The organism is Bosea sp. NBC_00550, assembly GCF_026020075.1.
In the GTDB taxonomy this organism is placed as follows: Bacteria; Pseudomonadota; Alphaproteobacteria; order Rhizobiales; family Beijerinckiaceae; genus Allobosea.
The window spans coordinates 392,769-416,307 of record NZ_CP102773.1 but is presented as its reverse complement, the minus strand read 5'-3'; the positions used below and the strand labels follow the sequence as shown (position 1 = coordinate 416,307).

Annotated in this window: 24 protein-coding genes; 13 read left to right on the top strand and 11 right to left on the bottom strand. The window is 62.7% G+C overall.

Annotated elements, in window-relative coordinates:
* The first annotated feature begins 790 nt into the window (after positions 1-790).
* Positions 791-1,201 carry a metallophosphoesterase family protein gene (locus tag NWE53_RS28985; RefSeq protein WP_265055174.1) on the top strand — a complete coding sequence of 137 codons (411 nt, stop codon included), beginning with the start codon at positions 791-793 and terminating at the stop codon, positions 1,199-1,201.
* A 116-nt stretch (positions 1,202-1,317) separates the two neighbouring features.
* Here the strand turns inward: NWE53_RS28985 and NWE53_RS28980 are convergent, their stop codons facing one another.
* From NWE53_RS28980 to NWE53_RS28940, 9 genes are all read right to left on the bottom strand, one after another.
* A complete protein-coding gene (locus tag NWE53_RS28980; RefSeq protein WP_265055173.1) occupies positions 1,318-1,590 on the bottom strand; it encodes a hypothetical protein in 273 nt (90 codons plus the stop codon).
* A gap of 251 nt (positions 1,591-1,841) precedes the next feature.
* Positions 1,842-2,705, bottom strand: coding sequence for a hypothetical protein (locus NWE53_RS28975; RefSeq protein ID WP_265055172.1), 864 nt, complete (start codon positions 2,703-2,705; stop codon positions 1,842-1,844).
* A gap of 326 nt (positions 2,706-3,031) precedes the next feature.
* Positions 3,032-3,427, bottom strand: a complete 396-nt coding sequence (locus NWE53_RS28970) for an MbcA/ParS/Xre antitoxin family protein (protein ID WP_265055171.1) — start codon at positions 3,425-3,427, stop codon at positions 3,032-3,034.
* Positions 3,428-3,509: 82 nt separating this feature from the next.
* Positions 3,510-4,739, bottom strand: a complete 1,230-nt coding sequence (repC, locus tag NWE53_RS28965; protein WP_265055170.1) for a plasmid replication protein RepC — start codon at positions 4,737-4,739, stop codon at positions 3,510-3,512.
* A 193-nt stretch (positions 4,740-4,932) separates the two neighbouring features.
* Positions 4,933-5,952, bottom strand: coding sequence for a plasmid partitioning protein RepB (repB, locus tag NWE53_RS28960; protein WP_265055169.1), 1,020 nt, complete (start codon positions 5,950-5,952; stop codon positions 4,933-4,935).
* Entirely contained in the window at positions 5,949-7,163 is a 1,215-nt protein-coding gene (gene repA / locus NWE53_RS28955; RefSeq protein WP_265055168.1) for a plasmid partitioning protein RepA, read from the bottom strand. The genes repB and repA overlap by 4 nt, the downstream gene beginning before the upstream one ends.
* A 931-nt stretch (positions 7,164-8,094) precedes the next feature.
* Positions 8,095-9,177, bottom strand: coding sequence for a site-specific integrase (locus NWE53_RS28950; protein ID WP_265055167.1), 1,083 nt, complete (start codon positions 9,175-9,177; stop codon positions 8,095-8,097).
* 115 nt (positions 9,178-9,292) lie between these two features.
* Positions 9,293-9,697, bottom strand: coding sequence for a type II toxin-antitoxin system VapC family toxin (locus tag NWE53_RS28945; protein WP_265055166.1), 405 nt, complete (start codon positions 9,695-9,697; stop codon positions 9,293-9,295).
* Positions 9,697-9,951 (bottom strand): type II toxin-antitoxin system Phd/YefM family antitoxin, encoded by a 255-nt coding sequence (locus tag NWE53_RS28940; RefSeq protein ID WP_265055165.1) that lies wholly within the window; start codon positions 9,949-9,951, stop codon positions 9,697-9,699. Before NWE53_RS28940 ends, NWE53_RS28945 begins: the two co-directional genes overlap by 1 nt.
* A 253-nt stretch (positions 9,952-10,204) precedes the next feature.
* Between NWE53_RS28940 and NWE53_RS28935 the strand changes: the two genes are divergently transcribed.
* The 3 genes from NWE53_RS28935 to NWE53_RS28925 all read left to right on the top strand — a co-directional run bounded on the left by NWE53_RS28935 (position 10,205) and on the right by NWE53_RS28925 (position 12,670).
* A complete protein-coding gene (locus NWE53_RS28935) occupies positions 10,205-11,164 on the top strand; it encodes a DUF1403 family protein (RefSeq protein ID WP_265055164.1) in 960 nt (319 codons plus the stop codon).
* Between the two features lie 3 nt (positions 11,165-11,167).
* A complete protein-coding gene (gene scpB, locus NWE53_RS28930; protein ID WP_265055163.1) occupies positions 11,168-11,926 on the top strand; it encodes an SMC-Scp complex subunit ScpB in 759 nt (252 codons plus the stop codon).
* A gap of 90 nt (positions 11,927-12,016) precedes the next feature.
* A complete protein-coding gene (locus tag NWE53_RS28925) occupies positions 12,017-12,670 on the top strand; it encodes an alpha/beta hydrolase family protein (protein ID WP_265055162.1) in 654 nt (217 codons plus the stop codon).
* Between the two features lie 440 nt (positions 12,671-13,110).
* On the opposite strand, the gene NWE53_RS28920 is transcribed toward NWE53_RS28925, so the two are convergent.
* Positions 13,111-13,320, bottom strand: a complete 210-nt coding sequence (locus NWE53_RS28920; RefSeq protein WP_265055161.1) for a cold-shock protein — start codon at positions 13,318-13,320, stop codon at positions 13,111-13,113.
* Positions 13,321-13,595: 275 nt separating this feature from the next.
* Between NWE53_RS28920 and NWE53_RS28915 the strand changes: the two genes are divergently transcribed.
* The gene (locus NWE53_RS28915) at positions 13,596-14,654 is read left to right on the top strand and encodes a Gfo/Idh/MocA family protein (protein ID WP_265055160.1); all 1,059 of its coding nucleotides are present in this window, start codon (positions 13,596-13,598) and stop codon (positions 14,652-14,654) included.
* Between the two features lie 93 nt (positions 14,655-14,747).
* Here NWE53_RS28915 and NWE53_RS28910 read toward each other — a convergent pair whose 3' ends face one another.
* Entirely contained in the window at positions 14,748-15,728 is a 981-nt protein-coding gene (locus tag NWE53_RS28910; RefSeq protein WP_265055159.1) for a LysR family transcriptional regulator, read from the bottom strand.
* Between the two features lie 149 nt (positions 15,729-15,877).
* On the opposite strand from NWE53_RS28910, the gene speB reads away from it, so the two are divergent.
* The 8 genes from speB to NWE53_RS28870 all read left to right on the top strand — a co-directional run bounded on the left by speB (position 15,878) and on the right by NWE53_RS28870 (position 23,502).
* Positions 15,878-16,945 carry an agmatinase gene (speB, locus tag NWE53_RS28905; protein ID WP_265055158.1) on the top strand — a complete coding sequence of 356 codons (1,068 nt, stop codon included), beginning with the start codon at positions 15,878-15,880 and terminating at the stop codon, positions 16,943-16,945.
* 2 nt (positions 16,946-16,947) lie between these two features.
* On the top strand, positions 16,948-17,733 hold the full coding sequence (locus tag NWE53_RS28900) for an MBL fold metallo-hydrolase (RefSeq protein ID WP_265055157.1): 786 nt from the start codon (positions 16,948-16,950) through the stop codon (positions 17,731-17,733).
* Between the two features lie 71 nt (positions 17,734-17,804).
* The gene (locus tag NWE53_RS28895) at positions 17,805-18,893 is read left to right on the top strand and encodes an ABC transporter ATP-binding protein (RefSeq protein WP_265055156.1); all 1,089 of its coding nucleotides are present in this window, start codon (positions 17,805-17,807) and stop codon (positions 18,891-18,893) included.
* Positions 18,883-19,731, top strand: coding sequence for an ABC transporter permease (locus NWE53_RS28890; protein ID WP_265055155.1), 849 nt, complete (start codon positions 18,883-18,885; stop codon positions 19,729-19,731). The genes NWE53_RS28895 and NWE53_RS28890 overlap by 11 nt, the downstream gene beginning before the upstream one ends.
* Positions 19,731-20,534, top strand: a complete 804-nt coding sequence (locus NWE53_RS28885; RefSeq protein WP_265055154.1) for an ABC transporter permease — start codon at positions 19,731-19,733, stop codon at positions 20,532-20,534. The genes NWE53_RS28890 and NWE53_RS28885 overlap by 1 nt, the downstream gene beginning before the upstream one ends.
* A gap of 43 nt (positions 20,535-20,577) precedes the next feature.
* Positions 20,578-21,699, top strand: a complete 1,122-nt coding sequence (locus tag NWE53_RS28880) for an ABC transporter substrate-binding protein (RefSeq protein ID WP_265055153.1) — start codon at positions 20,578-20,580, stop codon at positions 21,697-21,699.
* Between the two features lie 60 nt (positions 21,700-21,759).
* On the top strand, positions 21,760-22,608 hold the full coding sequence (locus NWE53_RS28875) for a polysaccharide deacetylase family protein (protein ID WP_265055152.1): 849 nt from the start codon (positions 21,760-21,762) through the stop codon (positions 22,606-22,608).
* A 54-nt stretch (positions 22,609-22,662) separates the two neighbouring features.
* Positions 22,663-23,502, top strand: coding sequence for a creatininase family protein (locus NWE53_RS28870; protein WP_265055151.1), 840 nt, complete (start codon positions 22,663-22,665; stop codon positions 23,500-23,502).
* The last annotated feature ends 37 nt before the right edge of the window (positions 23,503-23,539 follow it).

Here is a 23,539-nt window from a genome sequence, read left to right as displayed (position 1 = left end):
GCGCCGCGGATCGCCTGAGCTTCGGCGGGATTCCGCACGACGCCGGAATCGATCATCTCCGGAATCCGTTCGGACCGAGCCATGCAGCACCTCTCTCAATGATATCTGCCGCGATTATTCAATGAATGATCACGAGTGCAGCGCGCCCGTCCGTTCCATTATTCGGCGAATCCGCGAGCGGCGATTTCGCCGTCGGCTTATCGGGCAGGCGACCGCGTTTTTCGTGGCCAGGGACTTCCGCTGGCTCTTAGGGATATCGCGAAGCCATGCAATTTTGGTTTCTTCGGACAGCATGCTTCGCAACTGAGGAGTCGAAAGGGGGTTCCCCGACGTTCGAGCCCGTGCGAGTCTGGGTCATGCGCACGGGATTTCGAAACAAAATGGGCAACCCAAGCCGCAGCCGTAACGCCTCCGTTCGTTTGGTTTTCGACAAGGAATCGATCTCTTGAAGCTCTGGATTCTAAGCGATCTGCACCTTGAATCGCTGCCTTTCCCGGATGCGTTCCGGCCAGCACCTCCCGGTTTCGATGTGCTGGTGTCTGCCGGCGATATTTGGGGGGGGGAATGTGGGCCGCGGCTTCGAATTTCTGCGACGCTTGGCTGGCGACAAGCCGATCGTCACTACGCTCGGCAACCATGAGCATTTCCGCGCCGAGATTTATTCGTCGATGCCCACGGCAGATCCGTCGCCCGGAAAGCTGGTATCACTCTGCTCGAGGGCGAGGCTGTCGATCTCGACGGTATCCGATTCATCGGCACGACTCTGTGGTCGGACTACGCGCTCGCCGGCGTGATCGACGATTCATTGCCAACCGGCGAAGACATTTGCGTTTGCGACGGCCATGAGGAGCGGCCTTTCACAGCGCGGGACGCCCGCCAATTGCATCTCGCAGCCTGCGAACGCCTCACGCAATTGATCGACCAGCAAAGCTCCCTCCCCCGTGTCGTGGTCACACACCACGCGCCTTTGCCAGAATGCGTCGCGATGGCCGATCGCGGGACATGGATCGCCGGAAACTCAGCTTCCGACTTATCCAACCTGACCGACGTGGGCGGGCCCGAATTATGGGTGCACGGCCACATCCATCGCAGCATCGATATGCTCCGGCCCGGCGGAACGCGGATCCTCTGCAACGCCGCCGGCACGCTGTTCTCAAACGCGCGCTTTGATGAGCACTTGGTCGTCGAGATCAAAAGCTGAGGGGCCGCGCAAGACGCCGCCCGTCGTAACTCAAGAGCCGACCGGGAGACGGCTGCTTGTCAAGCAACGCACCAGGCCGTCTTCTTTGTCCGGACTCGCGTTAGCGACCGCGGATCTCACATTTCAGACTTGATCCGCGGTTCTTCGACGGTCGCAGCGCTCAGAAGTTCAGACTCACCGATCAACACCCCGTCCTTCAGAACAGAGCAAGCGGTCACACTCGCCCGTGCCTGGATGTCCCGGAGCCGCCGGAACGCCTCGATCGCGGTCGCGGCTCTCTCACTAACCTTGCTGCACGGATCGCGGCTTTGATCTGAAACACGCCTTTTCCTCTGATCGATCGAAATCACCGCTCCAACGCTCAGAGGCAAGAGCACGATCGCGGCCATTCGACAAGGTCGGCCCTTGATCGACACGGAGGTGCCGCGGAGCCGAAGTGCAGGAAGCTCCGCTTGTGAACCGTTCGAGCGAGGTTCGCTACCGGTTCGGTTATTACCACTTCTGCAGAAATGGTAATAACCGCAGCTGCCCATCCAATGCCCCTCTCTCGTCAACCAATGCCGAATGGACAGTCCAATTTCCCAAGCCTTCCAAATTGCGTCGATACCAGCGGGACCTGGCCTTCGACGGCTTTGAAGAGTCAGCCAACCAGGCCGAGATGCTGGAGCAGGATGTTTTCGGCGATCGCGATGGCGCGATCCGGACCGGAGTAGCAGCAGTTGAAGATCATGATTTCCTCGGCGGGCGACAGCCGCGGCCGCGACCCGCCCGGGTAGGCTGTCAGCCGCTGTCCAATCGCAGGATCCACGCCGAGCGCCGCCGCGTGATCGCGGCCGGCCTGATTCAGAAGCCAGCGATCGAGCGCGCCATGTCTGGCTTCAGCGTCAAATCGGCGATCGAATTCTTCTGGCGCCAGATCCGGCGGCAGCGGCACGAGGATGGCGCGTTCGGCTAGGATCAGCGGACTATCGGCCGACGGAAACTCGCGCGCTTTCAGATGCGATGGGAACCAGGAGTCCCAGCCGGGATCGATAATGTAATCCCCACGGTCGCGACGCGCAGCCCCGTATCTATCGACACGCAGCTGTTGCATCCGCGTCCAGACCTTGGTGGCGGAGGTGGTCGAAACCTTGTAGATCGGCAGTTGCAGAACGCGGGAGAGTACCGCGAGCCCCTCACAGGCACCGGCATAGATCGCACGGGTATGCGGCCCGGCTTGCCACCTGACCTTGAACTCAGGGCTCGCAAACCGGTCGGTCGGCGCGGGCTCGAAATCGCGCCCGCCAATTCGAGCCCAGTCCGAATTGATCAGAAGGCGACGCGTCGCGCGCGGTACGACGACCGGGGGTTGAAGGCGCGTGACGGCGACCTTATTGGCCTTCTCCAGATCGCGGACACGAACGATAAGCTCTTCTATAGTACTCGCCATGCTGGAAACGCTGGAGGGCGACGAGGACTCCAAGGAACGAGCCTGGCTCCAGTCGAATAAGGTATTGTTGAACATTTTCCGTGTAACTTCTGCTATTTTCTGTTTCTGGGATTCTACGAGTGGATATCCCACTTCCCCTCTTCATTGAAATTTGATCTCTTCGCCTCCAAGGCATCCGCCTTCGGCGAAAGCCCTGTCTCCCTACAACGGAGGGTCCGCTCGACTACCTTGGGCTCTACGGCTCCGACATTCACAGGTTCGATCCGTCAGGGATCAGAACGAACCGCCACCCGCCGGTCATCAGCGCATCAGCTCCAAATCAAATCGGCATCGGTATAGGGCGTAAAGTCCTTGTCGGCCTCATTCGGAGCCTCCCCTGCCCCGTGTTCCTTTGCGAGCAATTAGCGGCGGACATCCATCAGGCCCGGTTCGAAGCCCGATAGCATCAGCTCGATCAGCGCTCGGCCGTTGAATTGGCTTCCATGATTGGAGCTGCGAAGCCAATCCAAGCCTTGCTCTTCAGTCCTATAGAGGACGCGAAGGGACTTATAGATGCCGAGCACGGCCGAGATCCGGAGCACGACGTCGGTTTCAAGCATCAGCGGCTCCTCAGCGCGGGCAGCATCCTGCCAGGATCGGAATTCGGCCGCCGCCGGCATGCCTAAGAACCCTCGCGCTTCGCCCAAGTCGAGCTCCAAAGCCGTCGCAATATTCAGGAACGTCCGCAAGACGGCCCCACTTACCCGAGCTCGGTTTTCCGGGCTGGTGTCGAACGTCGCTGACGGCTTCCAATCCATCGTGCATTCCTCCTCGGCGAAGATCCGTTCTACCAGATTGACGACAGCAACGATCGCCGCATGTCAGCAATCCGCGCATTGCCTATGCCCGCTTCGGTTCGCGCCGGCGGCTCCCTATCAAAGCCATCAGCATTGGCCCGATCGAGAATTCACTCGCCTCGGCCTTCCGCGTCAGACCGCGCAAATAGCCGCCGGCACTGGAAATGGCCTCGCCGCGCTGCAGGATCGCCGCGACGACTATCGAAGCCTCCGTTTCGCCCATGGCATTCTGCGCCTCGAACCAGGCGCTGGGGCTAATTCCGAGCATCGAGCGCACCATCGCCGCCGCCGCGAGGAAGTCTCGCCAGTTTGAAATTCCGCCACGGGCGTAATCGATGATATCTGGGCAGGCATCGAGGACCATCCCCAGGGGGAATGCCCTTTCCGGCTTCCTCACCGGTTCCGGATCGATCTCGACTTCGAGCCCCCTGCTTTCTGGAAAGCGAGGTTCAAGATCAGTAGAGAGGTCTGGTTTTGAATTCTGTTTGTGGCGCTCAGATTGAGACTCATTGCCGCTTAGATTCTGAGCTTTTGTATGCATTTCCAGAATGTTGAGGATTTCGTCAGCCAGCATCGATAGTTCGTCGGCAATCGGCTCCAGCACCTCGCGCGGAGCGGTGCGCGGAACCCTGCCAATGATTGACCGATACAGGGCGTGGATATCCTGCCAGGTCGAAGGCCCCTGCCCGGCCTGATGAGCGGCAACACCCTCCTCCATCGCTGTCGCGATCATCTTGGCGATGTCCCGCCGGCAGATGGTGATGCGCTCGCGCACGAGCTTCAGTGCTCGCTCCTCAAGCCTGACGTCCTCGGCCGAGCTCTCAATCTCCGCGCACCGAACAACCAGCGGCGACAGATCGAACCCAAAGGCGAGCTCTATGTCCCCTCCCCTGCCCTTCCGAGCGTAGCGCTTACCGTTCGGGCTATCGCGGCGGATGATGAGGCCGGAGTCGACGAGTACCGCCAGATGGCGGCGGAGCGTCGCCGGTGACATGCCGTGTGCCCGCAGCGCCAGCTGCTGGTTCGAGGGGAAGACGACGAGCTGTTCGCCTGTCAGCACGGTTTCTGGGTGGAACGTAAGCAAGGCGTCGAGAACTGCCAGCGCGCGTTCATTCACGCCCAGCTGAGCCTTGGCCGTGCAAATGTCTCGAAACAGATTCCATTTATGGACCGCCTTCTCTGGCGGCCGCTCCTTTGCGAGCGCCTGGGTTGCCACATGGGCAAGCGTCAGCGTCCGCCGCCCAAAGGGCGTCGTTGAGATATGGGAGACCATTTTCCTTCACCTATCGCTAGGCAAAAGAAATCTGCTCGCCGAAACGGCGCCGAGCCCAAACGAGACTCTTGACGATGATTCGTGGAAGTGCGATTCTCAGTTTGCTGAAGACAGAGAAGGGCTTCCGGAACGCGTTTCGGGGGCCTTTTTCTTTTGCGCTTGTGCTCTCCGGGTTGCGGCGTATCCGCCTTTCCTATCCTTGCTGCTTCTGGTGCAGCTCGAACAGGCGAGGCAATTCCTTGAGAACGAAGGAGGCGAACTCCGGCGACATTTTACGATCGACCGTGAGTGTTACCCGCTGCTTTGTCTCCAAAATCTTCGCTACTTCGCGGCCGGCGTGTGAAACCGCGATCGTATCGCTCTGGGATGATCCTTCATCCGCGAGTCCTCTGAGGACAGCTTCGAATCTCTCCTTCGAAGGAAGCCGCCCAAAGGAGGCCTCAGCCGCCACTCTTCGTGCCTTCGCAACGTTGGAGTGGGAGGTCAGGAGATTTGCGAGCGTCATCCAACTCCGTCGACCGACCGAATGAGCCGGTCCGATACTTTCAATAACGTCATCGGGTACCCGATTCGCGACAGACAGCATGTTCGACAGGTCGCTGCTGTAGACGGCCAAAGCGGAGGTGATTACGTCGCGCGAAAACTGGCGGTCGAGCCTTCGAGCAAACAGTGCTTTCTCGATGTACGAAAGGTCCTGCCGTTCGTTGTTTTCCTGTCCCTGAGCAATGACGAGTTCTTGATCTGTCAATGATCGGACGACAGCCTTGATAGGTCGATCGAGTGCCATCGCAGCGCGCCAGCGGCGATGACCAAAGGCAATCTGATATTTGTTCGCCTTCTCTGGGTGTGGGCGGACTAAGATTGGGACCTGCTGGCCTTCCGCCTTGATCGACTGAACGAAGTTCCCAAAAGCCTCGTCGTCGATTTGCATGCGGTCGGGTACGAACGAAGGCTCAACGTCGGCAACGTCGATCTCCACGATCGTTTGGCCAGCAGACAGGCGACGCTCGATCTCTTCGGCGCGCTTGGTCCGTTCGCTCATCTCTCCAAGCGATTGCCCCAATGCACCGACAGGAGACCGTCGGCCAGTCTCCTGAGTTTCGATATCAAGCGCAGCCATCAGCGGTCGCATCGCCTGTCTACGAGGCGTTGCAGTAGACTCGGTCGGCTGCGACCCTGGCGCTGGCAGATCGGCGAAGATCTTTCGGCTCATGCAGCCACCCTCCCCCAAGCTTTACGTATCATCACTTCAATTTCGCCGTTAACACTCTCCACCGACTCGAGCGCGCGATCGTAGGTAGATCGGGTGAATTGGTTACGTTCCACCTCGAAAATGGTCTGGTTCGTCAGGCCAGCGTCTGAAATAGCGGTGCTCTTCAGCATCGGATGATTTAAGACATGGTCGCCAAAGATGGAGCGTAGAAACGCGACCATTTGGTTTTGAGGGCCGTCGCTCGGTTCGAACCGCGTGATTAGATATTTCATCCAGAGATAATTCGACGCTGCGCCGGCCTTACTGATTTCCTCCAAGAGATCACCGGTCATCGCTAGAAATTGGTTCATTGACATGACGTCGAGCATCTGGGGATGCACAGTGATTAGAACCGAAGTGGCGGCCGTTAGGGCCGACATTGTCAAGAATCCGAGCTGCGGAGGACAATCGACCACAATGACGTCATAGGCATCCTGAATCTCGGAAAGCGCCTGACCGATGCGAGCGAAGAACATTGTGTCCCCGGGAGCGCGCCTCATGAGAGCCTTGGGCGTGTCGTGCTCAAACTCCATGAGTTCGAGATTGCCTGGGATAAGGTGGAGATCGGGGATGTATGTCGAGCGCACGATCTCGGCGACCGGCCGGCGGTGCTCATCGTACCTGATCGCGCCATACAGGGTTTCGTTCGGGCCGACGTCCAATTCCGGCTGATGTCCAAATAGCGCCGACAAGCTCGCCTGCGGATCGAGATCAATCGCCAAAACGCGATACCCTCTGAGCGCCAAGAATTGCGCCAAATGGGCCGTCGTCGTGGTCTTCCCCGAACCGCCCTTGAAATTCATCACACTAACAACCTGAAGGGGCTCGTCCTTCGATCGCCAGGGCAAATATCGACGATGTCCGCGCGCACCTGCATCAAGAAGCTTGCGGATCTCGTGAATTGACTCGACGGAATAGGACCGCCTTCCACCCGGTGAAGTATTGCTCAGGTCCGGAAGTTCGGATGCGATCTGCCGCAAATAGCCCTCTGTCACCCCGAGGAGCTTCGCAACCTCGGATGGAGAGAGATTGCGAATCCCCTTTTGAGCATTCGGAGGAAACGTGGTGAGGTGGTGGGCCTGCAATTGGGCAGCCAACATCGCGGACTGGCTCTGGATGAGCGACTTCAGCCCTTCCGTAACCTCGATAGGTTTGGCAGCGTTTGTAACCACGGTCTCGAATCGCCAAAGGAGTTGCGAAATTTTTGCGGGATTGCGTTTTTTTCCGCAACTGACACGACTATGCCCGATTCGACGATTCGAGCAACAAGATAAGGGTTAACGACTGTTTACCAGCCTGCCCTAGATTTATCGGACGAGGCTACTCGCTTCCATTCAGGGCCTCAATTAGCCGCGGCTAATTTGCTTGAGGTCCTCTCGTAGCAAAGCCGCACCGCGCTCGACAGTGAGTAAAGTCGATCCCTGCTCAAACGAGGCCACACGCCGCAGGCTGGCCCTCGTCTTTAGCCTGCCCGTTGCCAGGAATTAGCCGCGGCTAAATTCGCCGCGGATTAGTGGTTGCAATAGATTTCGGTGAAACGCGAATGAGGTGAGGCAGCATTCACGAAGGGACCTGCCCCACCATATAGCCTGCTGCGGGTCCATTGTCGTGCCGCAGACGATGGAAATAGCAATCCAAACCGGCCCGCCCGAACCCCGGAGCCACACCGGACAATGGCATAGGCTCATCAGGCAGGCCCGTCCAAGGAGTGCGGCTGATACATCATAATTGAGAAGCTGACTGACTAGCGCGAGATAATCCGAACGCCATCTGGCATTCATAAGGAAGGCGTTGGCCGAGGCATTCGACGGCCTAACGGTCGTCGTCACGCACCACCGCCCCCCACCCGAACTTCATCGAACAGCGCGATCAGGCAGCCCGCTGACCCCGGCCTTTGCTTCTAACCTCAGCAATGTCGCCGAATAATTTCAACCAGATCTCTGGATCCATGGCCACGATCATGGATCACATGATTATCGGCTAGGACGGACGCGTCTTTTCGCAAACCAGGCGGGCTAGAGGAGTTGCAGTCGCCGTCTCTGCTCCTTCGGAGTGCGGTCTGCTCCGAACACCAGATCCTCGAACAGGTTCGTTGTCGGTTATTCAAAGCCCCGCCGCCTTGGTCAGATTGACTCTGAAGCGGTCCCGGCGTCGTTGATAGCGACGGGTCATTTCGCCTGACGCGTGCCCCAGTTGCTTCTGAACATACCGCTCGTCGACCTCGGCCGAGGAGGCGAGCCCGGCGCGCAGCGAGTGGCCTGCGAATTTCCCCGCCCGTTCTCCCTCGGAGAGATCGCCGCGAACGCCGGCGGCGAGGGCGGTGCGCTTCACCAGACGGGCGACCTCCCGGTCATTCAGGCGCTGGGGACCAACGGACTGACCCTGGCCGGTAACGCGCCGAAACAACGGACCGTGCGCGATCCTGGCGAGCTTCAGCCAGGTCTGCAGTGCCACCAGCGGGCAGGTGGCGTCGGCGGAGCCGCGGCCGACCTCGACCTCGCGCCACCCAGTCTTGCCGCGCAGCGTAATGACTACGCCCTTGTCTAGGATCTCGATCCAGCCGCGGCCGTCCTCGGTCTGGTCGCGACCGAAGTCGAGGCCGACGATCTCGGACCGGCGCAGTCCACCGGCGAAACCGATCAGCAGCATGGCTCGATCCCGGAGGCCGCGGAGTTTGCCGCGATCGAGCGTCTCGAGCATTGCGATGACGTCCTCGGGCAACACCGCCTCCTTCTGAACCGGCGGGCGGCCGTGGCTGTTGCGGATGCCGGCCATAACCGTGGCGATATGGCGATCCGTGCGATCGAGGATTTGGCCACCCTGTGCGTAGTTCCAGGCAAGCGCGGAGAGCCGACGTTCGATCGTGCTGACGGACGAGGGCTTACGGCTTGGCGTGGTTGTCCCGGATGCCAGGGCGGCGATGTAGAGCCCGACGATCTGCGGATTAGGGGGGAGGGCGGCAAGGCACTGGCGGCGACACCAAGCCTGAAATTGGCTCCAGTCGGAGGCGTAGGCCCGTCGCGTATTGGCGGAGCTCGCGGCCTCTGCATAACCGCGCGCGCGGTCGGCGAGGTCCTCGAGATGAGTGGGGAGTGGGTTAGGCGCGGGTCGCTCGCCAACCGCAACGGGAGGGGGAGGGGAGGGCTGCTCGTCGTCGCCGTGTACCGGATCTCTGTGCTGGGTCACGTCGCGCCACCCTTTGGACTGGCGTGCGAAAGCCGGCCCGCGGACGAATTCGCTAGGCCCCACGCTGCGGTGCCAAGGCGTTGTTGCGGAATCGTTCTGTTTCCCTTGGTGCCCATCAATCGAGGTTCCAGGGATTAATCACCGAAGCGCCAGTATCGTCGAAATCGGCGACATTGCGCGTGACGACGATTAAATCATGCACGATCGCGGTCGCGGCGATCAGGCCGTCAGCGTCGCCGCGCGGCCGCTGGGCTGCGACGCGACCCCATTCGACCGCGATCTGGTCGGTAATCTGCAGGATCCGATCGGCATGGTTATGCCGGAGCTTTCGCAGCCATTCGCCGAGATGGCTGGCCGCTTTCGGATCGGATTTTTGCTTCAGCATGATGCCGCGCATCACCTCCCCAAGGGTGATGACGCTGAGATGCACGCTGAGCGGGTCGATCGATCGCAGCCAGGCGACCGCTTCAGGTGTTCCGCGGCGGGCCTCCGAGACCACATTGGTGTCGATCAGGTACATTAGAAGGCCAGATCGCGGCTCGGACTTTTGGCCCGCATTTCAACGGCGTCGGCGAGAGCGTCGTCCCAGCTGGGTCCCGACAGAAGATCGTCGACCAGTGTCGGTCTGCCGGCCCGCAGGGCATCATAGTCGCGGGCTGACAAGACGACAGCGGCCCGTTCGCCGCGCAACGTCACGATTTGCGGTCCTTCGCTGCGGGCACGTTGCACGACCTTGGAAAAGTGGTTCTTGGCATCCTGCAGCGGCCAATCCATCATTTCTCTCCTAGCTAGCCTGGCTAGCTATATAAGCCGGCGGCCGGGCGCCGTCAAAGGACTACGGGTCGGCGCCACGAGAGGGCTCTGATTTCCCGGCGTTGTCGGCCGTTTCGGAGGTTCCGACGCGCCGACACAGCTCCCACTATAATGATAAGAATATCCGATAATGCAAGATTATCGGACATAACCCGATTGCGACGAGCTGTGCGCTTCTGACCGAATTTAGTGGCAATATCCGCACGGCGCAATTATGCTCGGGGTCATGTCGTCACCCGCATTTAGCGCAACTCCGTCTGCCGCAGGCGCCAGCGTGCCGGCTTGGGCCGTGCCGCGCGGGGCGATTGCCGACCCGGCTGAGGCGGCCTTTATCGCGGGCGCCGCCTTGAATTCGCTGGATCAACTGGTGCGAGCCGCTCCGCCCTGGGCCGGAGCCTGGCGCCAAAGGCTCGCACTCCAATGCGCCGCTGCGGCCGCGTCCTTGGTCGGGCGGACGGAAGGCGAGGGCGCGCTTCGCGACGCCTGGCTTCTGCGCGCCGACGGCGATCCCGGACCAGCCGGAAACCTGCTCGCCGCTTGGAGGCGCCTGGCCGAGCGCGATCCACAGATAAACACTGATGCGCTGCGTTCTGCCGTTAGATTGCTCGGACTGGCCTGGAGCAACGATCTCGCCGCCTTGCCCGAGCGCCTCGACAATCTGACGCGATCCATGCGCCCAGCGCCTCTCCTTGCGGCCGCTGCGGCTGCGGAGGTCCAGCGTATTCGGCCGGACGCGCATCTGCTCGGCTGGTGGCTGGCCGATCAGGTCTTGGCGCGACGGATGCACTGGGCCGTTGCTGTCCCGCTCTTCGTCAAACACGCCCGGGGTCCCGCCTTTCGGAGCGCAGGCGATCGCAGTCGTATCAGGCCAGGGGAAGATGGCTTCGAGCGCGCCGTCTGTGTCGCGTTGGCGCTCGCGGCCGCCGAGGCCTGCCGGCTCGCCGATGAGATTGCGCCTAGGGCCGCACGTCTCACCGCCGTTGCGCCAAAGCTGCGGGCCAAGGGAGCAGGGGAGGTCATCCAGTTGCTGTTCGATGAGGACGCCGTGGCTGGCACGCTGCAGACGAAAAGCCTAACGCGCTGGGGTTCACGCCGCTTGTTCGAGCGGCTGACCAATCTCGACGCCGTGCGCGAGCTATCCGGCCGCGCCACTTTCCGTCTCTACGGGTTGTGAGGGATGGCAAAACACCAGGCGGAGGAGCTGTTCGACGCGGAGCTCGCGGATATTCCGCCCGAGATGCGCTGGCGCGAATGGATGGGGCGGGTCGAGGCTGTGATCTTCGCTTCCCCCAAGCCCGTTGGCCGCGAAACCCTGGTGCGTGTTGTGGGCCGGGACTGCAGCATCGATCTGTTGATCGCCGACATCCGTGACGAATTGCGTGGGCGCCCTTACGAACTCGTCTCTGTCGCTGGCGGCTGGCAGCATCGCACAAAGAAGAGCTATGCCGCCGCGATCCGGACCGCGACCGGGCTTGGCGGGGCCGACAGCAAAGCCCTGTCGCAGTCCGAGAGCCTGGTGCTGCTCTGCATTGGCTACTTCCAGCCGATCACTCGCGCGGAGCTCGGCGCCGTCTTTGGCAAGGAGGTCAGCCGCGACACGATCGGCCATCTGCGCAAGCTCGGCTTTCTCGCCGCTGGCCCGCGCAGCCCGCAGCCGGGCGCACCCTACACCTACGTGACGACGCCGGCCTTCCTCTCGGAGTTCGGGTTTGAGACGCTGCGCGATCTACCGGATTTCGAGAAGCTCGAGGATGCCGGCCTGCTCAGCAAGGAGCGCTTGCTAACCGGCGACATCCCTCTAGCCGGTCTCGGCGAGTCCGACGCGGATGATGGCAGTGGGGACGGTGCAGATGACGAGTCTGACGACGCCGTTCCGAAACATGCGAAGCTGGCTGACGGCGCCGCGGCGGGTGACAATAAGGCACCCTCTGAGTAATCGTCAGGTAGCCGTGCCAAGTTCGATCTCGGCATCAACCTGCATCCGGGCAGACATGGCCGTGACTTCGAGCCAAGGGAAAGGTGCAGCGTGACCTTCCTCTTCGATGGACCCTACCAGGCCGAAGACTCCATCGTCCTTGCACACGGGGCGGGTGCTCCGATGGATTCGGCGTCAATGAACGCCACAGCAGCAGCTCTAGGAAAGGCTGGCTTTCGCGTCGCCCGCTTTGAATTCAGTTACATGGCCAGCCGGCGCATTGGAGGCAGGAAGCCGCCGCCGCGGGCCGACAGGCTCAAACCGGAGTATCTGGCCGCAGTAAAGGCGCTCGGCACCCAAGGACGGCTGATCATTGCTGGCAAGTCAATGGGAGGTCGGGTGGCGAGCATGGTGGCCGACGAACTCGCAGAGTCCGGACGAGCCTGCGGCTTGCTTTGTCTGGGCTATCCCTTCCATCCGCCGACCAAGCCCGACCAATTGCGCACGGCGCATCTTGAAGACCTGAAGACGCCCACACTCATCGTGCAGGGCACGCGGGACGAGTTCGGCAGGCGTCATGAGGTCTCGACCTATCATCTATCCCCTGCCATCGAATTTCTGTGGCTTGAGGACGGCGACCATGATTTGAGGCCGCGCCAACGCGTATCGGGGCTTTCGACGGGGGACCATCTGAGCACTATGGCAGAGACGGTTTGGGCCTGGGCGCAGCGGCTACCCGCCGTCAGACGTTCTGGCAAGATCTAAGGGCAGTTATCGCGAAAGGCTGCGATGGCCCCATCAGCCAGGCAGCCAATCGACTGCGACCGGTCGGCCATCAGCCTGACGACGATCCGGCCAAGCGTCGTCGGAAGCGCGGCCGTCGTCAATCAGAGCGGCCCATGCGCTTGCCTGGATCGCCTCCGCCACGGGCAACTCTTTTGAATTCAGGACGCTAGGGGAGGCGTTGCTGGACGATGGCATCGCCACCGTCTCGGTTGCGCAGCCTGCGCGATAAATGATGGGCTCGGCTGCAAGGTGAGGAGCGGGGCGCACAAACGGAAATGCGCGCTCATCACGCCCGATGCGGCGGCGTCTGAGGTGATTCATCCTGCGCACGGAAGCTTCACTCCCAAAGAGGCCTGGGTCACATTCAGTGACGCCGACGTTCGCTGTCCGACCCGCTTTCGGGTCAGTAGCGCGGTGCTTCACAGGGCTCGCAGCTGATCCGCCGACGCCTTGCCCGACCGCTTATCCTGGACGAGTTCATAGCCAAGCTTCTGGCCTTCGCGCAGATCTCGCATTCCTGCCCGCTCGACGGCACTGATGTGGACGAAAGCATCCTGGCCCCCGTCGTCCGGCTGAATGAACCCAAAACCCTTGGTCGGATTGAACCACTTCACTGTACCGGTCGCCATCGCAGCCCCCTCGATCGAGCGAGCAACATGCCATGACGGGAGAAAACCGCAAACCGATACGGTTTTGGCGACCGTGTCAGCTTCCGAGTCTGGCCCATTGCCGACTGTGGCGACGTCTGCTTATAGGCAGTTTGATCACGCTGCGCCTAGCTGAGAGTGCTGGGCATCTCGGCCCGTTTGGCGGAGGCAACGGCGCACAACGTGATCGAAATTCCCATCGTGGCTCGGCTAGCGATCTCGCAAGCTGACCTGCTCAGCATGATTCGGTTATTGCAGTGGTCGATATTGCAGAATCTGTCCGCACAGCTTTCGTTGGCACGGGCTGGTGGGGCTCAGAGCTGGGCGAGGCCGCCAACCGTACCAGGGGACACATCGAGGTCGTTCTCGGATGTGGGCTCGATGATGCGGAACGGGCCAGCTTTGGCAGGCGGTTTGGTTGTCCTGTGACACAAGATTTCGCCGACGTTCTTTCCGATCCAGCGGTCGAAGCGATTGTTCTGGCCACGCCGCACTTGATGCATGTCAGTCAGATCGTCGCAGCTGCGAGCGCCGGCAAGCATGTCCTGGTCGAAAAGCCGCTCAGCACGACCTTGGTCGGCGCGCTGACGGCTGTCGAGGCTGCGCGGTCCGGCTCAATCGTTTTGGCTGTCGGTCACAATCGCAGGCTGCTTGCTCAAGTCGACCTGCTGAAGGAGCTCGTCGAGAGCGGTACGCTGGGGCGCCTGCTTCATGTCGAGGCCAATTTTTCGACGGCGGAAGCAATGGCGTTTTCGCCTGGCCATTGGCGGACGTCTCCCGAAGAGTGCCCCGGCGGCGCGATGACGGTGCTGGGGGTGCACGTGATCGATTGGCTTCACCATCTGTTCGGGCCGATCAGTGAGGTAGCAGCTCATTTCTCCCACCGGGGCACGCGGGTGCCGATGGATGATGTCTCTACGGCGCGCCTAGCTTTTTCGAATGGTCTTTCGGCCAGTCTGGTCTGCCTGTACAGCGCGCCCTACACAAACCGCTTTGTCATCCACGGTTCAGAAGCGACGGTATCGGTGGTCGGGATCAGGCCTGACAGCAAGGAGGATCGGCCGAGTTTCACGATCGTCCATAAGTCCGGCGAGATGGAGAACCGCCCCATACCCTTCATCGATACTTTGGCGCTCCAGCTCGAACGGTTCGCCCACGCCATCCGCGGCAACGGGGCTCCAGCGGTAAGCGGCGTGCAGGGCGCGTGTAATGTCGCTGTGCTTGATGCAATTGTCGGCTCTGCCCGGGCCGGAGGCAGAACTCAGTGCGTGAGCTATGGCCCCTTCCATGTGGAGAACGCGACCATCGTTCCCTGAAGCCGAAGCCGTACTGGAGACTGAATTTCGGGGATGGGTCAGCTATCCCGCCCTGGCGACATCGGTGTGCATCGCACGACGAAGGCGTACCTATTAGGGTTGAGGCGCGCCTCCGGTGGTGACACCCCCGCGAACAGGCTCTGTCGCCGGTCTTGCGCCGTGATCAGCCGAGCAGGCGTCGTGCAGAGCTGAGAGCAGGCGCCTGACCGGACGCGACTGTTGCGCGCCTGCCTTGAACACGGCGGCGACGCTCGACTGATACCCACTCGTCGCGGCGAGCAATCGCCTAAGCTTGCCCTGACGCTCGAAGGGAGCGGCGTAGTGCTGCGGCAGGTAGCCCAGGAAACGCCCGGTCATTAGCAGGATCGCCACGGCCTCGACCTGCCAGGCGGTGGCCCCCGTCTTAGCGGGTGCGGCAAAACCCTCCAGTTCCCTGCCGTCGACGTAGCCGTGCTCCACGAAGGCATGCGTCGCCAGTTCGCGTTCATCCGGCTCGCTATCACGCGCGAAAAGCGGGTGCATGCGGCCGCAATAGAGATACATCCGCTCGGCGTAGAGCGTCCGGTACTCCAGCCCGGGCCATTTTCTGTAGAGCGGCACCAGCCCGATATCGAGTCGTCCCTCAACGACGCGCTGCTGTACGGTGTCGGGGTCGAGCACGGCCAGCCTCAGGTGAAGGTCCGCTCCCTGCAGGCTCTGCAAGGCCGCAACTAGGGGGCAATTCGGATCCGAAATCGTGTTGTCGATGATCCCGACGCGCAGCTCGCCGCGTTGCCCGCCTCTGACCTGATCCGCTTCTCGCTGGAATTGCTCGATCCCTGAAAACAGCTCGGCCGCGGCCTTGTAGATGATCTCGCCCTGTGGCGTCAGCTCGAATTGCCGTGGCCCGCGTTGACAGAGCCGCGCACCGAAGCGCGCCTCCAGATCGGAGAGCTGCTTACTGATCGTCGGCAGGCTGACACCGAGTGCCGATTGAGCAGCCTTGAGGCCGCCCTCCTCGACGATCGTTTTGAAGACCCGCAGCAGGCGGAGGTCAAAGTCGGTGACCGGCGTGGTACCGATGGGCGTGCTCAAGTTAGGTCCTCACGAAAGTTCAGTTTCCACGCCGGCACTCGTCAGACCCAATGCCAGCAGCGAACATCGGCACGAATTGCACGCAATTGACGTGCCACGCGTCGCAATGAGGCGTGCGCATGCCGGCAAGCTGGTTGAGAGAGGCTCACGTGAGTGCATCGGGCGAATTGGAGCGGCTGCGCGCGAAATATGGAACCGCCGGAGGCGGCGACATCCATGATGCAGCATTTCGCCGCGTTGCGGAGAGCCAATTCCAGGGTGACCGGCGCAAGCTGCCCTATTCTGACGTCGCGACCTTTATGGGCTTGCCCTACCTGCCGAATGGTCCAGCCGCGGACGGGTTCGCAGAACTCGACATCGCCGTGCTCGGCGTGCCGATGGATCTCGGGGTGACCAATCGCGCGGGCTGCCGCCTCGGCCCGCGCGCCGTCCGCCAGATCGAGCGGATCGGCCCGTTCGAGCATGGCCTGGGGATCGCGCCCACGACCATGGTCAAGGCAGCGGATATCGGCGACGTTCCGTTCCGCAGTCGCTTCGATCTCGAAAGTTGCCATGCCGACATCGAGGCGCATCTCGATGCGATCGTCGAGGCCGGTATCATACCGCTCTCCGTTGGCGGCGATCACTCGATCACCCAGTCGATCCTGCGCGCCGTCGGGCGTGACCGCCCGGTTGGACTCATCCATATTGACGCGCATTGCGACACCAGCGGCCCCTATGAGGGCTCGCGCTTCCACCATGGCGGGCCGTTCCGACAGGCCGTGCTCGACGGCGTGCTCGATCCGCGCCGCACCGTGCAGATCGGCATCCGTGGCGGGGCGGAGTATCTCTGGGAGTTCTCGCGCGATTCCGGCATGACCGTGATCCATGCCGATGATTTCGGGCGAATGGGCGTCGAGGCCGTCATCGCCGAGGCCCGCAAGGTCGTTGGCGACGGTCCGACCTATCTCTCCTTCGACATCGACAGCCTGGATCCGGCCTTCGCACCGGGGACCGGCACACCGGAGGTCGGCGGGCTGACCTCGCTGCAGGCGCTGATGCTGCTGCGCGGGCTCGGCGGCATCGATTTCATCGGTGGCGATGTCGTCGAGGTCGCGCCGCAATACGACGCGACGACCAACACCGCGCAGGCCGGCGCGCAAATGCTGTTCACGATCTTCACCCTGCTCGCGCTGGCCGTCGATGCCCGGCGCGGCGCGGCTTCCGCGAGGGGCTGACCGTGGAACTGCCCGTCCAGCTGTCCTGGTTCTCGGTGACGAGGCTGCGGCCCGATCTCTACCGGATCACCGAGCCGTCCTGCCACCGGATGGTGCGGGCGAACTGCTTCCTCCTCCTGGGCTCCGATCGCGACCTGCTGATCGATACCGGCATGGGTGTCGCGCCGCTCAGGCCGATCGTCGCCAGCCTGTCGTCCCGGCCGCTCAGCGTGTTCACGACGCATGCCCATGCCGATCATATCGGCGGCCATCCGGAATTCGCGGACCTAGAGATCCTCGTCCACCCGTTCGAGGCCGACGAGTTGCGCCGGCCCGGCTTGCGCGGCCTGCGCTTTCCGAAGCGGGCTCCGGAGCAGGTCGAGAGTCTGCGCCGCTCCGGCATCGAGCTGACCGAGTTCATGGTCGATGCCGTGCCCTATCCCGACTACGATATGGATGGCTACGGGCGCGATGCGGTCGAGCCGACCCGCCTCGTCGACGAGGGCGACATCGTCGATCTCGGCAACCGGCGCCTCGAGGTCCTGCATCTGCCCGGCCACTCGCCGGGAAGCATTGCGCTTTGGGAGGAGAAGACGGGCTCGCTGTTCACGGGCGATGCGCTCTATGATGGTGTCATCGTCGATACCGGTCCCGGCGCCAGCATCTCCGCCTATCTGCCGACGATGGAACGCTTGAAGCGGCTCCCGGTGGTAGATGTCTTCGGCGGGCACAACGATCCGATGACGCGCAGCCGCATGGTCACGGTGATCGAGCGCTACATGGCGTCACGCTCGGGGAGGGGGAGATGACGCAGCTCCGCCGAATGCGGCCCTTCCGCCCTTCGCGTCCCAGCCATTCTTCCTTCGGGTAATCCAGCAGCATGTCCGCATCCATCACCCTCGAGCACGTCACGAAGAGCTATGGCAGCCATCTGGCTGCCGATGACGTTTCGCTCGATATCGGCGCAGGACGGTTCGTGACGCTGCTCGGGCCCTCGGGCTCCGGCAAGACGACGCTGCTGATGATGATCGCGGGCTTCGTGCACCCGACCAAAGGCAGTATCCTTTCCAGTGGGCGCGACATCACCGACGAGCCGCCGGAACGCCGCGAGTTCGGCATGGTCTTCCAGGGCTATGCGCTGTTCCCCAACATGACGGTGGCCGAGAACCTGGCCTTCCCGCTGAAGCTGAGGGGCGTGGCGCGCGAGACCGTCGAGAAGGAAGTCCGGCGGATGCTCGACGTCGTGCATCTGCCCGGCCTCGGCGGGCGCTACCCGCGCGAACTCTCGGGCGGGCAGCAGCAACGCGTGGCGCTGGCGCGGGCGCTGATCTTCAACCCGAAGGTGCTGCTGCTCGACGAGTCGCTGAGCGCCCTCGACAAGAAACTGCGCGCCGGACTTCAGGAGGAGCTGCGCGACCTCCACAGCCGGCTTGGAACGACCTTCGTGTTCGTGACGCACGACCAGGAAGAGGCGCTCTCGATGTCCGACGAGATCGTCATCGTCAATCGGGGGCGGATCGTCCAGCGAGGCGCCCCGAAAGCGCTTTACGACCGGCCCGATACGCGCTTCGTCGCGGATTTCCTCGGAAGGGCCAATTTCATCGAAGGTGCCGTCACCTCCCTGTCCGACCGTGAGGTGTCCTACAGCGCGGGCGGTCTCTCGCTTCGCCATGGGGGGCCGGCACGTGGCGCGGCCCCCCAGCCGGCGCAGCCGATTCTGCTCGGTCTGCGCCCTGAGAAGCTGCGGCTTGCGAGCGAGGCTCCGGGCGGAACGGAGAATTGGGTCCCGGCCGAGATCACGCTCGTGACCTATGAAGGGGCGGACTATCATATTCGCGCCACGACGCCGCTTGGCTCCATGCAGGCAGTCGTCGCGTCCACGGGTGGGGGCGGCAGCCCGGCCCGTGGCGACAAGGTCTGGCTGTCCTGGGATCAGGACGCAGCGGTGGTGCTTCGCGATGACCGCTGACATGGATGCACGAACGCGGCGCGTCTATCTCGTGCTGCTCCTGGCGCCGCTGCTGCTGTTGGCGTTCCTCTACCTTTACCCGCTCTCGCGGGTGCTCTGGCTTTCGGTCACCGTGCCGACGCTGGGTTTCGGAAACTTCGAGCGGCTGTTCACCAGCAGCGGGATCCAGAATGTGATCTGGACGACGCTCAGGATCTGCGTGCTCACCACGGCGCTTGCACTGCTGATTGGCTACGCCATCGCCTATGCCGCGTTGCATCTGCGCGGCTGGCGCGGCGAGCTGCTGTTGTTCTTCGTGCTGCTCTCGTTCTGGCTGTCGGTGCTGATCCGCGCCTTCGCCTGGCTGACGCTGCTGCAAAGCCGCGGCGTGATCAACACCTGGCTGATGAGCGCCGGGATCATCGACGCGCCGCTGACGCTGATCCGCAATGAGTTCGGCGTAGTGCTCGGCATGGTCCACTACATGATCCCCTATGCCGCGCTGCCGCTCTACGCCAACATGAAGGGCATCGACACGCGCCTGGTTCCGGCGGCGCGCGGGCTCGGCGCCAGCCCGGTGCAGGCATTCCTCAAGGTTTACCTGCCGATGAGCCTGCCCGGCCTGATCAGCGCCGGCATCCTGACCTTCATCTTCTCGCTCGGCTTCTATGTCACGCCAGCGCTGCTCGGGGGCGGCAAGACAATCATGATCTCCGAGTACATCGCCGTGCAGATCAACGAGACGCTCAACTGGGGGCTCGGCTCGATGCTGGCGACGTCGCTCCTGCTCGCGATCTTCGCGCTGTTGGCGGTGTTGAGCTTCTTCGTCGACCTGCGCAAAGTCTTCGGGGTGAAGTGATGGATCTCGCCCCGTCCAAGCCCTTTCGCCTCACTGTCTTCGGCGCCTGGCTCGCCATCCTGTTCCTGACGCTGCCCTTCGTGGTGGTGTTTCCGGTCTCGCTGACGCCGCAGCGCTATCTGTCGCTGCCCGATGGCGAGTTCTCGTTGCGCCATTACCAGACGCTGCTTCAGGACCCGAGCTGGATGCTCAGCATCCGCGACAGCCTCATCGTCGCGACCGGCTCGACGATCGTCGCGATCGTGCTCGGCACAATGACCGCGCTCGCCTGCTGGCGCATCTCAAGCCGGGCCTCGGAGCTGGTGCGCATGGCGATGCTGGCGCCGATGATTGTGCCCTCGATCGTCCATGCGCTCGGCTTCTACCAGATCTGGGCCCAGCTCGGCCTGCTCGATACCTATACCGGCCTGATCCTTGCCCATGCGATGAAGGGCACGCCCTATGTCGTGATCAGCGTCTCGGCGGCTCTGGCCAATGTCGACCTCCGGCTGGAGCAGGCCGCGCGCAATCTCGGCGCGACCGCTCTGCAGGCTCTGTGGAAGGTCATCATTCCCGCGGCCAGGCCGGGCATGGCGGCGGGGTCGGTGTTCGCCTTCGCCCTGTCTTGGGACGAACTCGTCGTGACGCTCTTCCTGAGCAGCCGCGGTGTCTACACCTTGCCGCGCAAGATCTGGGACGGCATCCAGGACAACATCAATCCGGCTATCGCCGCCGTCGCCTCGCTCCTGATCGTGCTGACCGTGGTCGCCATGGTCGTACGCCTCCTGCTCGCACGCCGGCAGGCGCGCCTCGCCGCGGACTGAGCCGTGAACATCCGCAACATCCATCAAAACAGGGGAACGAAAGATGGCAGATAACGTGACACAGACCTTCCAGGAGGATTGCCTGGAAATCCTGCGCCAGCAGACCGAGGGACGCACCGTCAACCGGCGCGCCTTCCTCTCGACGCTCGCGGTTCTCGGCGTTGCTCCGGCGCTATTCCGTTTCACGCCGGCGCATGCGCAAGCCAAGGAGCTAGTCATCGTCAATTGGGGCGGCGATGCCGTGACGGCAATGAACGCCGCTTGGGCCGAGCCGTTCAACAAGGGCAAGGGCTCGGCGGTCAAGGCCGTGATCGATGGCGGCGGCCCGAGCTCGGCTAAGATCAAGGCCATGGTCGAGAGCGGCAAGGTGACCTGGGACGCGGTCGACCGCAACCTGATCGCGGCGCTGGAGCTCGGCAGGCAGAACCTGATCGAGAAGATCGACTACAGCATCGTCGACAAGAGCAAGGTGCGGCCCGAGCATGCCGGCGAATGGGGCCTCGGCTCCTACATCTATTCGAACGTGCTTGCCTACGATAAGGGCGCATTCGGCGGCCGCACGCCGCAGACCTGGGCCGATTTCTACAATCTCAAGGATTTCCCGGGCAAGCGCACCATGCGCAAGCATATCGACGGCCAGCTCGAGACCGCGCTGCTCGCCGATGGCGTGGCGCCGGACAAGCTCTATCCGCTCGACGTCAAGCGCGCCCTCGATAAGATCAAGTCGATCAAGAAGGACGTGATCTTCTGGGCCACCGGCGCCGAGAGCCAGCAGGTCTTCCGCGACAAAGAAGTCACAATGGGCAGCGTGTTCAACACCCGCGCCATCGTCGCCAAGCGCGAATCCAAGGGGGCGGTCGACTTCCACTACAACCAGGCCAGCGCCTGGGTCGGCGCCTGGCTGGTGCCGAAGGGCAACCCCGCCGGCAAGGAGGTCTTCAAGTTCATGGCCTCGGCGCAGGACCCGGCTGGGCAGGTCGAACTGTTCAAGGTGATGGGCAACGGGCCGGTCAATCCGGCGGCGGCGGCGATGGTTCCGGCGGATCTGCGCCCGCTCGATCCGGGCAGCCCGGAGAACTACAAGATCCAGATCCCTGCCGATCCGGAATGGTACGCCGCCAACAGCGCGACCGTCCTGAACCAGTATCTCGAAGCGATCTCGTAATCGCATGCGGAGGCCGCCGCACCGTAGCGGCCTCCGCCACTCTGGCCAAAGGGGGAAACAATGGCGATCCAGACGAGTGGCTCCGACAGCCGGCCGATGACTTGGCCGGGCGGCAAGCGCTGCGCCGTATGCCTGACGTTCGACTTCGATGCGGAATCGCTGTGGCTCGCGCGCGAGCCGGAGAATGCAGGCAAGCTCGCGACGCTGAGCCAGGGGCGCTACGGCGCCAAGGTCGGCGTGCCGAAGATCCTGGACCTGCTGCGCGAGGAAGGCCTAAAGGGCACCTTCTTCACACCGGGCTGGACCGTGGACAATCATCCCGGAAAGGTCGAGGCCATCCTGCAGGACGGCCACGAGCTCGGCCATCACGGCTATGTCCATTATTGGCCGGACCCGGCGAACGAGGCGCAGGTCCTGGAAGAGGTCGACCGCGGCTTGGAGGCGATGCAGCGCCGCTTCGGCGTGAAGCCGGTCGGATATCGGCCGCCCGGCAGCGAGTCGACGCATTACTTGCTGGAACTGCTGACGCAGCGCGGATTGCTCTACAACAGCTGCTTCAAGGACGACATCCACCCTTATCGCCACGTCCTGCGCGACGGCTCGCCCGGCCTGATCGAACTTCCGGAGCACCCGTCGCTCGACGACTGGAGCTATGGCACCAGCCATCTGCGCTTCCCGCGGCCGATCTTCGGCACGGACCATGTCCTCGGCATCTGGCAGGACGAGTTCCGGATGATCCGCGAATGGGGAGGGGTCTATGTGCTGGTGATGCATCCGCAGGTGACCGGCCGGCCGATGCGCATGGCGATCCTGCGCCAGTTCATCGCCTTCACGCGCCAATTCGACGACGTCTGGTATGCGACCGGCCGCGAGATCGCGGAAGCCTTCGCCGCCCAGGAACAGCGTTGAACACGCACTGCGCCGATTTCCAACAAGAACCAAAAGAGCAACCGGAGACCGACCATGGCCGTGCGCCTCGAAACCGACTACCGCAAAGTCCTCATCTATGACGAGATGACCTCGCCCGACGTCGCCGAAGCCGCCGCCGCGAATGCGCCCGTCATCGTCGCGCTGGGCGCCATGGAGCACCATGGCGGTCACCTGCCGCTCGCGACCGACACCTATCAGGGCCTCGATATGGGCCGCCGGGCCTCGGCGCTGCTGGCGAAGGAAGGCATTCCGCTGATCGTGGGGCCCGCCATTCCGTTCGGCCCGCCGCCCTTCTTGAGCGAGACGCCGCGTCCGATGCCGGGAACGATCACCGTCTCGAACGATACGTTGCGCGCGCTGCTCCAGGACGTCTGCAAGTCCTTGATCAGGCACGGCTTCCGGCGGATCTACCTGCTATTGGCGAATGTCGAGAGCGAGTTCGCGATGCACATCGTCGCCAAGGAGCTGACTGAGACGACCGACGCCAATATCGTCGTGCTCAACTGGCTGATCGGCATCCGCCCAAAATACAAGGGCATGCTGGTCTCGGACAAGCCGCAGGGCCATGGCGGCGAGGGCGAGACGGCGCGCATGCTTGCTACCGCTCCGCATCTCGTCCGCATGGAGGAGGCGCGTCCCTATCATCCGAACCTGCCGCTTGAGCCCGAAGTCTACGGCGATTTCCTGCCTTATCTCGGCGGCGCGATCGGCCGTTACCGCTTCGACCGCGACGAGTTCCGCGGCATGTTCGACGGCATTTCCGACGGCATCACCGGAGACCCGCAGCTCGCCACGCCAGAGACCGGCGAGAAGAGCTATGCGCTGATCGCCGAATGGATCGCCTCGGTGGTGCGGTTCGACCTGCGGCCCTGACAGCATCCGAAGATGAAAGGCGCCGAGCTCAACGTCC